The following is a 14,119-nucleotide window of genomic DNA, read 5'->3' as shown; positions in this document are numbered from 1 at the left end:
GTGCCTGAATGACCGCGGCGTTCGGACGTCTTTCGCGAGCAGGGCTCGCTCCTACAAAGAAGGATATTGCTTACGCCCAGCGCTTGAAAATCAACGAAGTATTCACCCCGCCAAACGCAAAGTTGTTGTTCATCACGTACTGGTTGCTCATCTGCCGAAACTCGCCGCGCAGGTAATCCAGCTTGCCGCAGTGCGGGTCGACTTCGTCGAGGTTGAGGGTGTGGACGTACAGGTCGCGGTTCATCATTTCGATGCTGAACCAGGATTCCAGTGCACCGCAGGCGCCGAGGGTGTGGCCGAGGAAGCTTTTTTGCGAGCTGATCGGCATGTGCTCGCCGAACAGGCTGCTGGTGGCCAGGGTTTCGGCGATGTCGCCCTGTTCGGTGGCGGTGCCGTGGCCGTTGACGTAGCCGATGTCCGACGGCTTGAGTCCGGCGTCTTCCAGCGCCAGTTCCATGGCCCGGCGCATGGTGACTAGCTCCGGACGGGTGGTGTGCTGGCCGTCGGCGTTGCTGCCGAAACCGACGATCTCGGCATGGATGTGCGCGCCACGGGCCAGGGCGTGCTCCAGCTCCTCCAGCACCAGCATGCCGCCGCCCTCACCGATTACCAGGCCATCGCGGCCCTTGTCGTAGGGGCGCGGGCTGGTTTGCGGGGCGTCGTTTTTCAGGCTGGTGGCGTAGAGCGCATCGAAGACCATGGCTTCGGTCGGGCACAGTTCTTCGGCGCCGCCGGCCAGCATCAATGGCAGGCGTCCGAACTTGATCGCTTCATAGGCATAGCCGATGCCCTGGCTGCCGCTGGTGCAGGCGCTGGACGTCGGGATCAGGCGGCCGGTGAGGCCGAAGAAAATGCTGATATTGGCGGCCGTGGTGTGCGGCATCATGCGCACGTAGGAGTTGGCGTTCAGGCCCTCGGCGACCGAGTTGAGCAGCATGTTGCCGAACGCCTTGATCTCGTCGGTGCTGCCGGTCGATGAGCCGCAGGCGACGCCCATGCGTCCGTCCTTGATCGATTCGTCGCCCAACAGCCCGGCGTCGGCCAGCGCCATCTCCGCCGCACCCACGGCAAGCCGCGACACCCGGCCCATGCTGCGCAGTTGTTTGCGCGTCCAGTGGCTTGGCACCTTGAAGTCGTCGATGGGGCCGGCCAGACGGGTGTTGAGTTCGGTAAAGCGATCCCATTCGTCCATGCGCCGGATGCCGCTGCGGTTGGCCGCGAAGTGGCCGACGATGGTTTCCCAATCGCTGCCCAGGGACGTGATGCCGGCCATGCCGGTGACGACGACGCGCTTCATCAGCACAGGCCTCCGTTGACGGCCAGAACCTGCCGGGTGATGTACGAGGCTTCCGCCGACATCAGGAAATTCACCGCGCTGGCCACCTCTTCAGGGGTGCCCATGCGTTGAGCAGGGATCATTTTCATCAGTTCTTCCACCGGCACGTTTTCATCGAGCATGGCCGTGTCGATCAGGCCGGGTGCGACACAGTTGACGGTAATTTTGCGCTTGCCCAACTCGATAGCCAACGCCTTCGCCGCGCCGATCAACCCGGCCTTCGAGGCGCTGTAGTTGACCTGGCCACGGTTGCCGATCAGCCCGGACACCGAGGTAATGCAGACAATTCGCCCGGCGGCGCGACGACGGATCATCGGCATCATCACCGGGTGCAGCACGTTGTAGAAACCGTCGAGGTTGGTGCGCATCACCACATCCCAATCATCCTCGCTCAGGGCCGGAAAAGCACCGTCGCGCGTCAGGCCGGCGTTGAGCACCACGCCGTAATAGGCGCCGTGGGTCTCGACGTCGGCTTCAAGGATGGCTTTGCAGCGGGCGCGGTCGGCCACGTCGAATTGCAGGATGCGGGCCTGGCGCCCCAAGGCTTCGATCTCGGCCTTCACGGCTTCGGCGTCTGCCAGGCCGCTGCGGCAATGCAACACGATGTCATGCCCGGCCTGGGCCAGGCGCAGGGCGATGGCGCGGCCGATACCACGGCTGGAACCGGTGACCAGTACGGATTCAGTCATGGTTGTGTTCCTTGTGAAGAGCCTTCGGGCTCTGAAAGATATTGAGTCGGCTGGGGCGGGCGATACACATTCAGACGGGCGGTGGCGTGAATGCCCGGCGCATTGATGTGGCATTCGAACACGCCCATGCCGTTATCGTCTTCGAGCGAGCGGAGGCCGTGGATGGTCAGCTCGGTGCCGGCCGGGAAGCTTTCGACATTGCATTCGAATTTACGACTGCCGAGCAGGAAGCCGAGCGCTACGGCATCACCGCGCTGGCGCGCATGGCAACCGGCGAAGGCGGCGACGCTCTGGGCCATCAGTTCGATGCCGACCCAGGCCGGCAGGCTGCCGTCCGGCTGGCTGAACAGGCCATCGGGCCTGACGGTGAGGCGCGTGTGGATCTGCTCTTCATCGAACGCCAGGATCTGTTCGATGAGGATCATGTCGCCAGCGTGGGGCAGCAGTTCGGCGAGCGGCCAGTCAATCATGGGGCGTCTCCGATAATCAGGCTGACGTTGTTGCCACCGAAAGCGAAGGAGTTGCTCATCAGGTAGCGGGGACCAATGGACGACAGGCGCGTGGCCGGGGTCACCCAATTCAGGGCGGGCAGTTCAGGGTCCGCCTGGCCGTCCCAGATGTGCGGCGGCAAAGCGTGCTCGCGATTGCCGGTGCTCAGGCTCAACCAGCAGAACGCCGCTTCCAGCGCCCCGGCGGCACCGAGGGTGTGGCCGGTCATGGGTTTGGTCGAAGAGCAGGGCACCCCTTCAGGGAACACGGCCGCGACGGCATGGCTTTCCATGGCGTCGTTGTGTGGGGTGGCGGTGCCGTGCAGGTTCAGGTAGCCGATCTGTTGCGGTTGCAGTCCGGCGCGATTCAAGGCTTTGCGCATCGCTTCCTGAGCTCCACGGCCGCTCGGTTCCGGTGCGGAAATGTGATGCGCATCCGAGCTGGCGCCGCTGCCCAGCAGGGCAATCGGTTGACCGTCGCCGGGCTGCTTGCTCATCAGGAACAGCACGGCGGCTTCGCCGATGTTGATGCCGTTGCGGTGGCGCGAAAACGGGTTGCAGCGCTGCCCGGACACCGCTTCCAGCGCCGAGAAACCGTTGAGGGTCAGCTTGCAGAGGGTGTCGACACCCCCGCACAGCACCACATCGCACACGCCCAGGTCCAGCAGACGCTGGGCGCTCATCAGGGCACGGGCGCTGGAGGTGCAGGCCGTGGAGATCACGTAGGCCGGCCCGCTCACCTGCAGCCAGTCGGCGAGGAAATTGGCCGGTGCACCGAGTTCCTGTTGTTGGTAGTCGTAGTCGGCCGGGAACTGTTGGTCGCGAATGTAGTGGGCCAGGCCCTGGCTGGCTTCGTCGATGCCCGAGGTGCTGGTGCCCAGCACGATGCCGATGCGATCGCGGCCGTAGGTCTGGATCGCGCGATCGATGTCCGGGCGAATTTGCAGGGCGGCTTCCAGCAGCAATTGGTTGTTGCGGCTGCGCTGCCGGATCAACTCGGGTGGAATCGCCGCCAGCTCGCCTGCGACCGCGCCCACCGGCAACGACCGCTCCGGTACCCAGCCGGCTTCGCTGCGCATGCCGGAGCAATCGCCGGCAAACAGGTTGCGCGCGACTTCCTGCTTGTCGCGGCCCAGGGCGCAGATCACGCCGAGGGCGTTCAGGTAGGCGGTCATGGTGCCTCCCCGCTCAGGGGCGTGACTTGGTATTTCGGGCCTTTGGGCAGGTTCAATTCAAAGCTCATCGGTTGTGAATAACGAACGTCCCAGCGTTCGGGCAGGGAGCGTTGCGCGCCATGTTGCCAGGCAGCGGGATAGTTGCCCTGTAACTCGTCCTTGGGCGTCAGGGCAAACAGCAGCGCCGCGAACAGCTCCCGGGCTTCGGGGTTGGGCGGCAGCAGGCCGTCGGCGTGCCAGGTTCCGTCGACCAGCTTCTGGCGTGCCTGCGGGATGCCCAGCAGGTCCATCATCGACCAGCGAATGCCCGGGCCTTCACGCTGGATCACCAGCACCCAGTCCTGGCGTTGTTCGGCCTGCAGGCGCTGGATATGCAGTTGCAGCGGCAACGACAGGTCCGGGGTTTGCGCGGGCAGCGGCGGCTGGCTGGCGCAGGCGCTGAGCAGCAGGGCTGCGGCAACCAGCAAAAATCGCAGAACACCCGCTATCCCTGTGGGAGCGAGCCTGCTCGCGATGACGGCATTCCAGTCGGCATTCAGGGTGACTGATCCACCGCTATCGCGAGCAGGCTCGCTCCCACAGGTCATGCATGCTGAGTGACGGATGGTGAGCATCAAATTCCACCTTTCAACGGTTTGCGCGCCACCACGTTGACCAGGGTTTCTTCCCGTTGGCCAAAGGGTTTTGGCTGGCATAGACCCAAGCGTTCCAACAGACCGAAATCCTTGGCGCGGCTCCACCACAGGTACGGATAAGACACATTGTGCGGACCGAATTCAAAACCCTGGCCTCGGATCATCTCCAGGTACTGTGCGGCACTTTTTTGCACGTGCATCGGATGCCGGAACAACCAGCGAATCACCCAGGTATCGATGTAAGCCTCGGTGGATTCGGCGAACATCAGGTAGCCGCCCGGCTTGAGCACACGGTAGAACTCGGCCAGCGCCTTTTCCTGTTCCACCAGATGATGGAACGTCTGGTGACAGAACAGCAGGTCGACGCTGGCGTCCGGTACGGCAAGGGTGGCGCAGTCGCTGCCGATCAACTCCACGGCAATACCCTGATAGACCGCTTCTTCACGGCTCTGGTTCAGGCTGTGGGGGTCGGCATCCACGCCAATCAGACGTCCGGGCATGAATGTCTGCTGCAGGTGCTTGAATGACTTGCCTTGACCGCAGCCAGCGTCCAGCAGCACCGGATGGCTCGGCAGCGCCTCGCTGAACAGGCTCCGCAAATCGTCGATCGCCACCCGCAGCACGCGGTACTGCCAGGTGTAGCTGCGCAGGAACCACAGGCCGAAACGGGTTTCTTCGACGTAGTTGTCGCTCAAGTAGCTCATGTCGCATCCCGTGCGCAGAGTTGGGAAATCACTTTCAGGCGGCGTTTGGCTTCGCTGACGAACGGGTTGCGCTCGTCCCAGGCGTAGCCGGCCAGAATCGAGCTGATCATACGGCGGATCTCCCCGGCGCTGCCCTCGTGGTAAATCACGTCCTGGAAGGTCCCGGCGTACCAGCCCTCGACGTAGCAACGAAAGGTATCGACCCCGCGCTTGAGCGGCTTGGCGAATTCCTTTTCCCAGTCGACGGTTTCGCCTTGCAACTGCCGGTGCAGGACGCCGGCGGCCATGCTCGCCGAACGCATGGCAATGGTCACGCCGGACGAAAACACCGGGTCGAGGAACTCTGCGGCATTGCCCAGCAGCGCGAAGCCCGGCCCGTGCAGGCTTTTGACGTTGGCCGAATAGCCGCCGATGGACCGCGCGGGCGTGTCCCACACCGCGTTGTTCAGCACGCCGGACAGGCTGGGCGTCTCGGCAATGAAACCGCGCAGGCAATCGTCCAGGTTATCGGTACGGCCCTCGAAATGCTCCGTGGCAGCGACCACGCCGACCGAGCAGCGGCCGTTGCTGAACGGGATGGTCCAGAACCAGACATCGCGTTTGTCCGGATGGGTGGTGACGAGGATCTTGGTGCGGTCGAAGGTCGGGCTGTCGATGCCGTCTTCGATATGGGTGAACACCGCCTGGCGCACCGGGAAATTCGACGGCGCTTCGAGGTCGAGCAGGCGTGGCAGCACACGACCGTAACCGCTGGCGTCGAGCATGAAGTCAGCCTCGATGCGGTACTCGCTGCCGTCCTCGCGACGCACGCCGAGTTGCGGATGCGGCAAATCGACCTCGACACTGACGATGGCTTCGCCGTAGCGGATTTCCACGCCTTGCAGCGCGGCCTGATCGGCCAGCAGCTTGTCGAAATCGGCGCGCTGGACCTGGAAGGTCGTCGGCTTGCCCTGGGTAAAGGTGTCACCGAAATCAAAAGCGCTGTAACGCTCGCCCCAGGCAAACGCGGCACCGGTTTTCACCTGGAATCCCGCCGCATTGACGGCGTCCAGCATGCCCGCCTCTTCGACGAAATCCAGGCAGTGCGCCAACAGGCTTTCACCAATGGAAAACCGTGGGAAATGCTGGCGCTCGATCACCAGCACATCATGACCCTGGCGTTTGAGCAGCGCGGCGGCGATGGCACCCGAAGGGCCTGCACCGATGACCACGATCTGGCGACGTTCCATTTCAACGGTTGGCATGGGGGCTCCTTGCCGGGGCGGCGGGTTTCAGGGGAATCCGGTGCATGCCGGCCAGTGCCGGCAGCAGGGTCGCGATCAGGCCCATCAGCATCAGCGCAAAGTACAGCGCCGGGCTGATGAGCTGTTGTTGCAACAGCAGGTTGAGAAATACGATCTCGCTCAAGCCGCGAATGTTCAGTAACACGCTTTCCCGCCAGCGGCTGGCGCCCTGGAACGAAGCGCCGGCCCAGCCGAGGCCGAGCCAGTTACCGAGCATTTTGCTGGCGATCGGCAACAGCAGCAGGGCCGCCAGTTGCACCCAGCCAAGACTGTCCATGGCGCTGTGCACATTGATCTGCACGATGCCGAACGTGAGGATCAGCGGGATGGCGATGTAGGTTTGCAGGAGAATCATCCAGCGAACCGGAAACGGCAGTATCAGCGGTGCCTTCAACACGGCCATCAGCAGCAGGTAACCGATACCGAAAATCAGCGCGTTGAGCTTGTAGTGTTCGGCCACCACCAGCAGCGCGAAAAAGCATCCGCTGTACAGCCATGCCTGGCGCAGGCCGAGCAGGCGCAGCAGCACCGGCAGACAGGCGCCGGCCAAGGGCAGCAACAGGCTGCTCAAGTGCAGGGTGCCCTGGGCGATGGCGAACAGGGTCCAGCAGCTGAGGTCGATGAGGATCGCCGTCTGCACCAGGCGCCGGGTGGCGGCGGGCGGGTAGTTGATATGCCGCAGGTACAGGTACAACACCGGAATCGCGGTAATGGCGAACAACAGGCCGACCGCCAGCGAGCTGATCCACGGCTGTGGCGGCAACAGCCAGAACGCCGTGGCCAGGCCGCAGGCAAACGGAATGCAGAAACTCGGCAGGGCGATTTTCAGGCTCTGGCGATCCAGGTGCAGGTCGATCACGTCGCTGAGGATGTAACCCAGCAGCAGCGCGAAACTCAGGCTGTAAAGGTTTTTCAGCCAGATCGGCGACACCAGCGCCGCACCGCTCAACTGCCAGTGGGGTTCGATCCAGAAGTACATCAGCAGCGGTAGGCCGAGGGTTGCCAGCAGCAACTGGCTGACGATCGGGATCAAGCCCAGATGCCGGCCCAGTCGGGTCGCCACAGCGAACAACGCCATGGCCATCGCCCAAAACAACGCGACCATCATTGTGCCGGCTCCTCGAGGGTGGGTGATGGCCTGTGTTTTCCGGCCCAGGGGGCGAGCATGAAGCTGAAGATCAGGCCCAGGCTGACCGACAGACCAAAGTTGCTCACCGCCGGCGTGCTCGACACCGCCAGCAAGCCGAACGACAGCCAGGTGGTCAGCGCCGCCAGCAACGTGCCCAACAGGCTCACGGCGGCGCCGCCAACCTGCTCACGCATGAGGATCGCGTAATCGACGCTGATGGCCGTCACCAGCAGCAGGCCGAACAGGCTGAACAGGGTCAACGGCTGCCCCAGCCAGCCGAGGCTGGCGAGGCTGCACAGCGCGGCCAGCAGCGGCAGGGAAACGATGCGCAGCGCGCCGCCGAGGCCGAACGGCAGCATCAGCACCAGCACGATCAGCGCGCAGGAGGCGAGCTTCAGTTCGGCGGCACTGATCTGGGTGGCGGCGAAAACGTTGTTCAGTTCACCGAGCCGGTCGACCAGCTGCACCCCTGGCAGATCCAGTGCCTGGATGCGCAGCAGTGACGGGTTGTTCAGGCCTTGCAGGCTGACCATTGCCGCCACGCCATCATCGGTCGGCCCCAGCCACAGCGCCCGATAAGGTTCGGCCAGGGGCCCGGCCAGGACGGCGTCGATGTCTTCGGTGGGCAGTGCCTGCAAGGTTTTCAGCTCCGCTTGCAGCGCCTCGGCTGGCACGCCGACGTCGAGCAGCGGCTGCCAGACGCCCGGCAAAGCGTTCAACGCTTCGCGCAGGTGAAGTTGTTCGTTCGGTGGGCTCACCAGTTGGTTGAGTGACAGGTAACCCTGAAGCTTATTCAGGTTGATCAGTTGATCCAGGCGTTCGCTCAGGGCGGTCTGGCGTTCGAGCAGTTGCTGTTGATTGGCCGCGCGCACCAGGAAGAACTGACTGGTGGGCTGATAGCCGGTGATGCGGGCAATGGTCTGGGCTTCGTCAGTCAATTGCTGCGGTGTGCCGACCCATTGGCGAATGTCATTGCGGGTCCCGAGGTGCAACAGGCCGCCGACGCAAAAGGCAATCAGCAGCGCAAACAGCACGGGCGTGCGCAGGCGCTGGAGCAACGCTTCACGAACTCCCAGCAAAAACTCGCAAACCCGCAACGGCCATTGCGCCGGACGCAGCTCTACACCCTTGAGCAACGCCGGCAGCAGGCACACGGCGGACAAATAGGCACCCAGCAGACCCGCCGCAGAGAACACCGCGATCTGCGTCAGCGCCGGGAATGGCGTCCAGGCCAGGGCCAGGTAGCCGATGGCGCTGGTGATCAGGCTCAGGGTCAAACCGGGCAGGGTCAGGCGCAGGGCCGGCCAACTGTGCCAGGGTTTCAGGCTCCAGCTCTTGGACAGGTAATGCAGCGGGTAGTCGACCGCCACGCCGATCAGGCTCGAACCGAGCACCAGCGTCATCACATGCATGTGGCCGAACACCGTCACGCAAGCCACCGCGCCGAACAGCATGCCCACCAGCACCGGGACAAACGCCAGCAATACGCGCCAGCGGCGGAAGGCCAGCAACAGCAGCAACAGAATCCCCAGCGTGGCGCCGCCGCCGACCCAGGTCATCTCACGGGCGGCTTGTCGTTGCCCGTTGGCGGCGTACAGCAAGCCGCTGGCCGCGAGCAGTTGCACGTCAGACTCGGCCGCTTGTTCACGGCTGTGCTGGAGCAGGTCGGCCACTTGCAGCGGCAGGTTCATGTCGAAGGCGTTGCCGGTGGTTCGAGCGCGCAGCAGCACCCAGCTCTTGCCATCGGCGTCGGCGATCAAGGCACCGCTGCCGATGTCCAGTTGCACCGAACCGTGCTGCGGCTGGCTGTTCTGGATGCGCCCGGTCAGGCCGAGCCAGTCGTCCTGGCTCGACACCAGGCTGAAACCGGTGAAGGGGTCGAACAGCGCCTGCACCCGTTGCTGGATAAAGGCGTCGGGGTGCTCAATCAATTGCTGGCGATCTGTTGCCGACAGCATCGCCAGTCGGCCTTGCAGCAGTTGCGTGCGCAAGGCCGGCAAGTCGGCTTGCAGGTTCCACTGGACCTTCTCGAACAGCCCGCTGGCCTGCCATTGATCGCCCAGTTTCTGCGCCATGGCGATGGCTTGCTGGCGGTCGGTATGGCCGACCAGCACCAGCATCTCGCGGTTCAGCGGTTCTTGCATGCGTTGTTCGGCGCGCAGTTCCAGCGCGTCCGGCGTCGTGCCGGGCACCAGTTCCATCAGGTTGGCCGACAGCGGCGCGCCGTCTCGCCATTGCCAGCCGGCGAGCGCCAGTACCGCCAGCAGCAGGACCAGGAACAGCCGTGGAAGCATGCGCTCACTCGGCAAAGTCATGTTGCTCCCCGTCGCTCAGCGGTTGGGCGCTGGTGCTGTCCTGCATGCGCAACAAGGTGCTGTCGCCCTGGGTTTCCAGCAGCTCGATGCTGTGCACCCGTTCGCCGCCGGTGATGTTGATCTGGGTGAACACCTGCTTGAGCAGCATCGAGCGCGGCACCAGCGTCAGTCGCCAGTCCTGCGCTTCGCCGCTCAGCGACAGTTCGAAATCCCGTTGCAGCCCGCTGCTATCGCCTTGCAGGACGGCGAGGAACAGACGGTTCTGCTCGGCCCCGGCGCTCTTGCCCGGCAACATCTGCCAACCGCTGGCATCGCGCCGGGCAATGCCTTGGTCGGTGATGCGGTAATCCTGTTGCAGCGGCGTTTTGAGCAGCCACAACAGACCGTGGTTTTTCGCCAGGACAAAGGTGCCCTTGCTGGTCAGTGGTTGGGGCAAGGCACGCAGGTGTTTTTCCTGGATGAACTGGCCATGGATCACCTCCGGTTTGGCCAGTTGATCGCTGAGTTGTTGCAGGTCGAAGGCGTTGGCCAGTCCCGGAATGCCCAGCAACACGCAGAACACGGTAGGCGCGAGCCTGCTCGCGAAAAACCTGAGAGCGCCGCGGAGTGTCAGGTGCCCAGCGTCATCGTTGACGACCATCGCGCCGGTGCGACGATTCGACAGGCTCGCTCCCACAGGGGAACGGGGTAGGCAGACAATCATGCCAGCATCCTCTCGACAGCGTCGGTGAACACCTTTGGCGAGGCCAGCTGCATTTCGCGGTTGTGCATGTTGACGGCCACCTGCACGGAAACGGCGCGGGTCAAGCGTTCGCCGGTTTCCACGTCACTGATCAGGTAGTTGATCTTCAGACGGTTTTCCCACTCCACCAGATTGGCCCGCACGTTCAGCTTCTGGCCGAACACCGCGCCGCGTACGTAGCGCAACTGCAGGTCGATCACCGGCCAGGCATAGCCCGAGTCGGACATGGCGCTGTAGTTGTGGCCGATCTTGTCGAGCAAGGCGCAGCGGGCGACTTCCAGGTATTTCACGTAGTGGCCGTGCCAGACGACGTTCATGCTGTCGACGTCAAAGAACGGCACGAGGATTTCCGTATCGGTGTGAAGCACTCCCTTGCTACGCATGCAGCCTCCAGTGTTGTTCGGCGATACGTTGCAGGCACAGGCGCAATTCGCCTTCCAGCGCGCGGTCTTCGATGACCGGCGGGAAGTCCTGGGCCAGTGCTTCGTGCATGGCCGCCAGGGCCGGTGGCAGCGGCCGGGCGTCTTCGGCCTGGGCGCGTAGCCAGACGCCCTGGTTGGCGGCCAGCAGCGTGGCGGCGGCGACCTGTTCGGTCAGTTCCAGTACGCGAATCGCATCGCGGGCGGCAATGGTGCCCATGCTCACCTTGTCCTGGTTGTGGCACTCGGTGGAGCGCGAGAACACGCTGGCCGGCATGGTGTTTTTCAAGGCTTCGGCAGTCCAGGCGCTGGTGCCGATCTGCACCGCCTTGAAACCGTGGTTGAGCATCGCGCGGTCGGCGCTGGCGCCGGACAGGTTGCTCGGCAGACCGTGGTTGTAACGCTCGTCCACCAGCAGCGCGAGTTGTCGATCCAGCAGGTCGGCGACGTTGGCCACGAGGTTTTTCAGGCTGTCCATGGCGAACGCGATGTGGCCGCCGTAGAAATGCCCGCCGTGCAGCACGCGTTCGGCCTCGGCATCGATGATCGGGTTGTCGTTGGCGCTGTTGAGTTCAACCTCGATGAACGACCGCAACCAGTTCAGGCTATCGGCCAGCACGCCAAGGACGTGGGGCGCGCAGCGCAGGGAATAGCGGTCCTGCAAGCGATGCAGCGGTGCGGTCGGCGCGTCGATCGCCAGGTCCTTGCGCAGCCACGCGGCGACTTGCATCTGCCCCGGGTGTGGCTTGGCGGCGAACAGGCGTTCGTCGAAATGCTCCGGGTTGCCTTGCAGGGCGACCACGTTCAGCGCGGTGATGCGCGTGGCCAGTTGCAGCAGGTAATCGGCACGGGCGTAGGCCAGGCAAGCGAGGCCGGTCATGACGGCGGTGCCGTTCATCAGGGCCAGGGCTTCCTTGGGTCGCAGCACCAGCGGCTGCCAACCGAGTTCGCGATGCACATCGGCGGCCTGGCGGCGTTCGCCGCGGAACATCACTTCGCGCTCGCCGGACAGGGTCGCGGCGACATAGGACAACGGCGTCAGATCGCCGCTGGCGCCCACCGAGCCTTCTTCCGGAATCAGCGGCAGGATGTCGTGTTCGAGGAACGCTTGCAGGCGCTCCAGCAATTCCACCCGAACGCCGGACACGCCGTGGCACAGCGACTGCAAGCGCGCCGCCAGCACGGCGCGAGTGGCCTGGGCGTCGAGCAGTTTGCCCAGCCCGCAGCCATGGAAGGTGTACAGATGACGCGGCAGCGCTTCGACGTGATGCAGCGGCACCGCCACCACGCAGGAGTCGCCGTAACCGGTGGTCACGCCATAGATCACGCCTTCCTTGTCCAGCAGGGAGTCGAGGAATTGCGCGCCCTTGGCGATGCGCCGGCGGAACTCGGGGTCGCCTTGCAACTGCGTCGGCACCTGACGGTTGGCCAGGGCCAGCACGTCTTCGATGCGCAAAGGGAGTTCGCCGAAAGTTACCGGCTCAAGCGTTGGCGTCGTCATCGGTCTTCCAGAAAGGGTAAAAGTTGAACCATTGTTGAGGGGCTTCGAGGCAATAGTGACTCAGGCGCTCGGCATAGCGGGAGGCCCACTGATGAATGACCTGCTCGCGGTCGCTGCGCTTCCAGGTGATGGCGTCAGCGAACGGTTCGAGGGTCAGCCGATAGTCGCCATCGGGCTTCTTCAGGCACAGCAGCAGGTTGACCGGGCATTTCAACAGGCCGGCCAGCAGCCACGGCCCCTGCGGGAATTTCGCCGGGTGGCCGAGGAAGTCCACGGTCACGCTGCGCCCGCCATGCAACGGCACACGGTCGCCGGCGATGGCCAGCCACTCGCCGCGCTCCAGGCGCTCATGCAGTTGCAGCATGATCACCGGGTCCAGCTCGCTGACCTGAATCAGGCGCAGGTTGGTCGCCCCCGCTTCGCCCAGCAGCCGGTTGAAATGCTCGGCGTGCTTGGTGTGCACCAGCACGTTCATCGTGACCTTCTCGCCGATTTCCGCCAATGCGCGGCACACTTCGAGGTTGCCCAGGTGCGCGCCCACCAGCATCTGCCCGCGAGTGCCGCGCAACTGGTTGCGCAGCAATGCCGGGTCGATGATTTCGATTTGCTCGATGCTCAGCTTGCCGTTCCACACGTCGAGCTTGTCGAGCATGGAGTCGGCGAACGCCATGAACTGGCCAAACACCCGCCACTGGTTCGGCCGCAACTCGGGGCGAGCGCTCCAGTCAGCCAGTCGTTGCTGGTACTGCCAGGCGCTGTGGCGGGCGCTGCGGCCGAACAGGAAAAAGTACAACACGATGCCGTACAGCAACGGGCTCAACAGGCGCCGACCGAGCACCTTGGCGGCGAACGCGGTGAATTTCATCAACCAGAAGCTGCCGCGTTCCTCGCGGTCGGCCCAGTGTTGCTTGTCTGTGTTCATGCGCGCCACCGTCGCCAGAGGATCAGGGGCGAGCGCAGCAACATGCCGAAGAACAGCCGGGTGTGCATGCTCGAAATCAGTACGTTGTCGTGGAACATCCGGAAGTGCGAAACGCCGTCCAGCGGGTAATGGACTCTGGTTTGCAGCCACTCCATGGGCAGATTGCGCCAGGCCAGGCGCACGAGGATGTCCGAGTCGAAATCCATGCGCTTGCCGATTTTCGTCGAATCGATCAGCGCCAGCGTCGGCGGCAACGGATAGACGCGGAAACCGCACATGGAGTCGCGAATCTGCAACGACAGGGTGTTGATCCAGACCATGACGTGCGTCAGGTAGCGGGCATACAAGCGACCCTTGGGCACGCTCTCGTCGTACTGCGGATAACCGCAGATCACGGCGTCGGGATGGGCACGGGAGAGTTCGATAAAGCGTGTGACGTCCTGCAGGTCATGCTGGCCATCGGCATCCACCTGCAAGGCGTGGCTGTAACCCAGACGCGACGCTTCACGCAAGCCAGTCATCACTGCACCGCCCTTGCCCTGATTGGTGGCGAGGCGGATCAGGTGAACGTCGTCGCGCAGGGCCAGTTGATCGAGCACCCTGGCGCAGGCGGGGCTGCTGGCGTCGTCCACCAGAATGCACGGCAGATGACTGGCGAGCAGGGCGTCGACCACGGTGGTAATGGCGGTTTCATGGTTGTAGACCGGGATGACGGCGCAGGGGTTATGCATGTTGGCTTTCACCCGAAAGTCCGAGGTGAGCCCATCGCGAGCAGGCTCGC

Annotated in this window: 14 protein-coding genes; all 14 read right to left on the bottom strand. The window is 63.9% G+C overall.

Translation table 11 applies throughout. The features are described 5' to 3' along the window. Positions 1–70 precede the first annotated feature (70 nt). The 14 genes from JQF37_RS10465 to JQF37_RS10400 are packed head-to-tail and all read right to left on the bottom strand — an operon-like array spanning position 71 to position 14,069. Positions 71–1,297 carry a beta-ketoacyl-ACP synthase gene (locus tag JQF37_RS10465; protein ID WP_103404496.1) on the bottom strand — a complete coding sequence of 409 codons (1,227 nt, stop codon included), beginning with the start codon at positions 1,295–1,297 and terminating at the stop codon, positions 71–73. After that, complete coding sequence (gene fabG, locus JQF37_RS10460) at positions 1,297–2,025, bottom strand: 3-oxoacyl-ACP reductase FabG (protein WP_130205096.1); 729 nt, start codon at positions 2,023–2,025, stop codon at positions 1,297–1,299. Before fabG ends, JQF37_RS10465 begins: the two co-directional genes overlap by 1 nt. Further along, entirely contained in the window at positions 2,022–2,495 is a 474-nt protein-coding gene (locus JQF37_RS10455; RefSeq protein ID WP_047536520.1) for a hotdog family protein, read from the bottom strand. Before JQF37_RS10455 ends, fabG begins: the two co-directional genes overlap by 4 nt. Further along, positions 2,492–3,688: a beta-ketoacyl-[acyl-carrier-protein] synthase family protein gene (locus JQF37_RS10450; protein WP_204149628.1), complete on the bottom strand. Its 1,197-nt coding sequence runs from the start codon at positions 3,686–3,688 to the stop codon at positions 2,492–2,494. The genes JQF37_RS10455 and JQF37_RS10450 overlap by 4 nt, the downstream gene beginning before the upstream one ends. Further along, positions 3,685–4,302 (bottom strand): hypothetical protein, encoded by a 618-nt coding sequence (locus JQF37_RS10445; protein ID WP_130205092.1) that lies wholly within the window; start codon positions 4,300–4,302, stop codon positions 3,685–3,687. Before JQF37_RS10445 ends, JQF37_RS10450 begins: the two co-directional genes overlap by 4 nt. Then, positions 4,302–5,027 (bottom strand): class I SAM-dependent methyltransferase, encoded by a 726-nt coding sequence (locus JQF37_RS10440; RefSeq protein WP_130205090.1) that lies wholly within the window; start codon positions 5,025–5,027, stop codon positions 4,302–4,304. Before JQF37_RS10440 ends, JQF37_RS10445 begins: the two co-directional genes overlap by 1 nt. After that, positions 5,024–6,271 carry an NAD(P)/FAD-dependent oxidoreductase gene (locus JQF37_RS10435; RefSeq protein WP_130205088.1) on the bottom strand — a complete coding sequence of 416 codons (1,248 nt, stop codon included), beginning with the start codon at positions 6,269–6,271 and terminating at the stop codon, positions 5,024–5,026. Before JQF37_RS10435 ends, JQF37_RS10440 begins: the two co-directional genes overlap by 4 nt. Continuing rightward, on the bottom strand, positions 6,258–7,418 hold the full coding sequence (locus JQF37_RS10430) for a sodium:proton antiporter (protein WP_130205086.1): 1,161 nt from the start codon (positions 7,416–7,418) through the stop codon (positions 6,258–6,260). The genes JQF37_RS10435 and JQF37_RS10430 overlap by 14 nt, the downstream gene beginning before the upstream one ends. Continuing rightward, positions 7,415–9,754 (bottom strand): MMPL family transporter, encoded by a 2,340-nt coding sequence (locus tag JQF37_RS10425; protein WP_130205085.1) that lies wholly within the window; start codon positions 9,752–9,754, stop codon positions 7,415–7,417. Before JQF37_RS10425 ends, JQF37_RS10430 begins: the two co-directional genes overlap by 4 nt. Further along, on the bottom strand, positions 9,738–10,457 hold the full coding sequence (locus JQF37_RS10420; protein ID WP_130205083.1) for an outer membrane lipoprotein carrier protein LolA: 720 nt from the start codon (positions 10,455–10,457) through the stop codon (positions 9,738–9,740). The genes JQF37_RS10425 and JQF37_RS10420 overlap by 17 nt, the downstream gene beginning before the upstream one ends. Next, entirely contained in the window at positions 10,454–10,879 is a 426-nt protein-coding gene (locus JQF37_RS10415; RefSeq protein WP_130205081.1) for an acyl-CoA thioesterase, read from the bottom strand. Before JQF37_RS10415 ends, JQF37_RS10420 begins: the two co-directional genes overlap by 4 nt. Further along, on the bottom strand, positions 10,872–12,416 hold the full coding sequence (locus tag JQF37_RS10410; protein WP_130205079.1) for an aromatic amino acid ammonia-lyase: 1,545 nt from the start codon (positions 12,414–12,416) through the stop codon (positions 10,872–10,874). The genes JQF37_RS10415 and JQF37_RS10410 overlap by 8 nt, the downstream gene beginning before the upstream one ends. Then, a complete protein-coding gene (locus tag JQF37_RS10405; protein ID WP_130205077.1) occupies positions 12,397–13,338 on the bottom strand; it encodes a glycosyl transferase in 942 nt (313 codons plus the stop codon). Before JQF37_RS10405 ends, JQF37_RS10410 begins: the two co-directional genes overlap by 20 nt. Next, on the bottom strand, positions 13,335–14,069 hold the full coding sequence (locus tag JQF37_RS10400; RefSeq protein WP_130205075.1) for a glycosyltransferase family 2 protein: 735 nt from the start codon (positions 14,067–14,069) through the stop codon (positions 13,335–13,337). Before JQF37_RS10400 ends, JQF37_RS10405 begins: the two co-directional genes overlap by 4 nt. Positions 14,070–14,119: the final 50 nt, after the last annotated feature.

Origin of the sequence: Pseudomonas sp. MIL9 (assembly GCF_016887925.1) — a bacterium.
In the GTDB taxonomy this organism is placed as follows: Bacteria; Pseudomonadota; Gammaproteobacteria; order Pseudomonadales; family Pseudomonadaceae; genus Aquipseudomonas; species Aquipseudomonas mohnii.
This window is presented reverse-complemented; position numbering and strand designations above follow the sequence as displayed.

Excerpts from the sequence above, each read along its gene's own strand:
- JQF37_RS10440 (WP_130205090.1), bottom strand. The coding sequence starts at position 5,027 with ATGAGCTACTTGAGCGACAACTACGTCGAAGAAACCCGTTTCGGCCTG.
- JQF37_RS10410 (WP_130205079.1), bottom strand. The coding sequence starts at position 12,416 with ATGACGACGCCAACGCTTGAGCCGGTAACTTTCGGCGAACTCCCTTTG.
- JQF37_RS10430 (WP_130205086.1), bottom strand. The coding sequence starts at position 7,418 with ATGATGGTCGCGTTGTTTTGGGCGATGGCCATGGCGTTGTTCGCTGTG.
- JQF37_RS10425 (WP_130205085.1), bottom strand. The coding sequence starts at position 9,754 with ATGACTTTGCCGAGTGAGCGCATGCTTCCACGGCTGTTCCTGGTCCTG.
- JQF37_RS10405 (WP_130205077.1), bottom strand. The coding sequence starts at position 13,338 with ATGAACACAGACAAGCAACACTGGGCCGACCGCGAGGAACGCGGCAGC.
- JQF37_RS10400 (WP_130205075.1), bottom strand. The coding sequence starts at position 14,069 with ATGCATAACCCCTGCGCCGTCATCCCGGTCTACAACCATGAAACCGCC.
- JQF37_RS10420 (WP_130205083.1), bottom strand. The coding sequence starts at position 10,457 with ATGATTGTCTGCCTACCCCGTTCCCCTGTGGGAGCGAGCCTGTCGAAT.
- JQF37_RS10445 (WP_130205092.1), bottom strand. The coding sequence starts at position 4,302 with ATGCTCACCATCCGTCACTCAGCATGCATGACCTGTGGGAGCGAGCCT.
- JQF37_RS10450 (WP_204149628.1), bottom strand. The coding sequence starts at position 3,688 with ATGACCGCCTACCTGAACGCCCTCGGCGTGATCTGCGCCCTGGGCCGC.
- JQF37_RS10435 (WP_130205088.1), bottom strand. The coding sequence starts at position 6,271 with ATGCCAACCGTTGAAATGGAACGTCGCCAGATCGTGGTCATCGGTGCA.
- JQF37_RS10465 (WP_103404496.1), bottom strand. The coding sequence starts at position 1,297 with ATGAAGCGCGTCGTCGTCACCGGCATGGCCGGCATCACGTCCCTGGGC.
- JQF37_RS10455 (WP_047536520.1), bottom strand. The coding sequence starts at position 2,495 with ATGATTGACTGGCCGCTCGCCGAACTGCTGCCCCACGCTGGCGACATG.
- fabG (WP_130205096.1), bottom strand. The coding sequence starts at position 2,025 with ATGACTGAATCCGTACTGGTCACCGGTTCCAGCCGTGGTATCGGCCGC.
- JQF37_RS10415 (WP_130205081.1), bottom strand. The coding sequence starts at position 10,879 with ATGCGTAGCAAGGGAGTGCTTCACACCGATACGGAAATCCTCGTGCCG.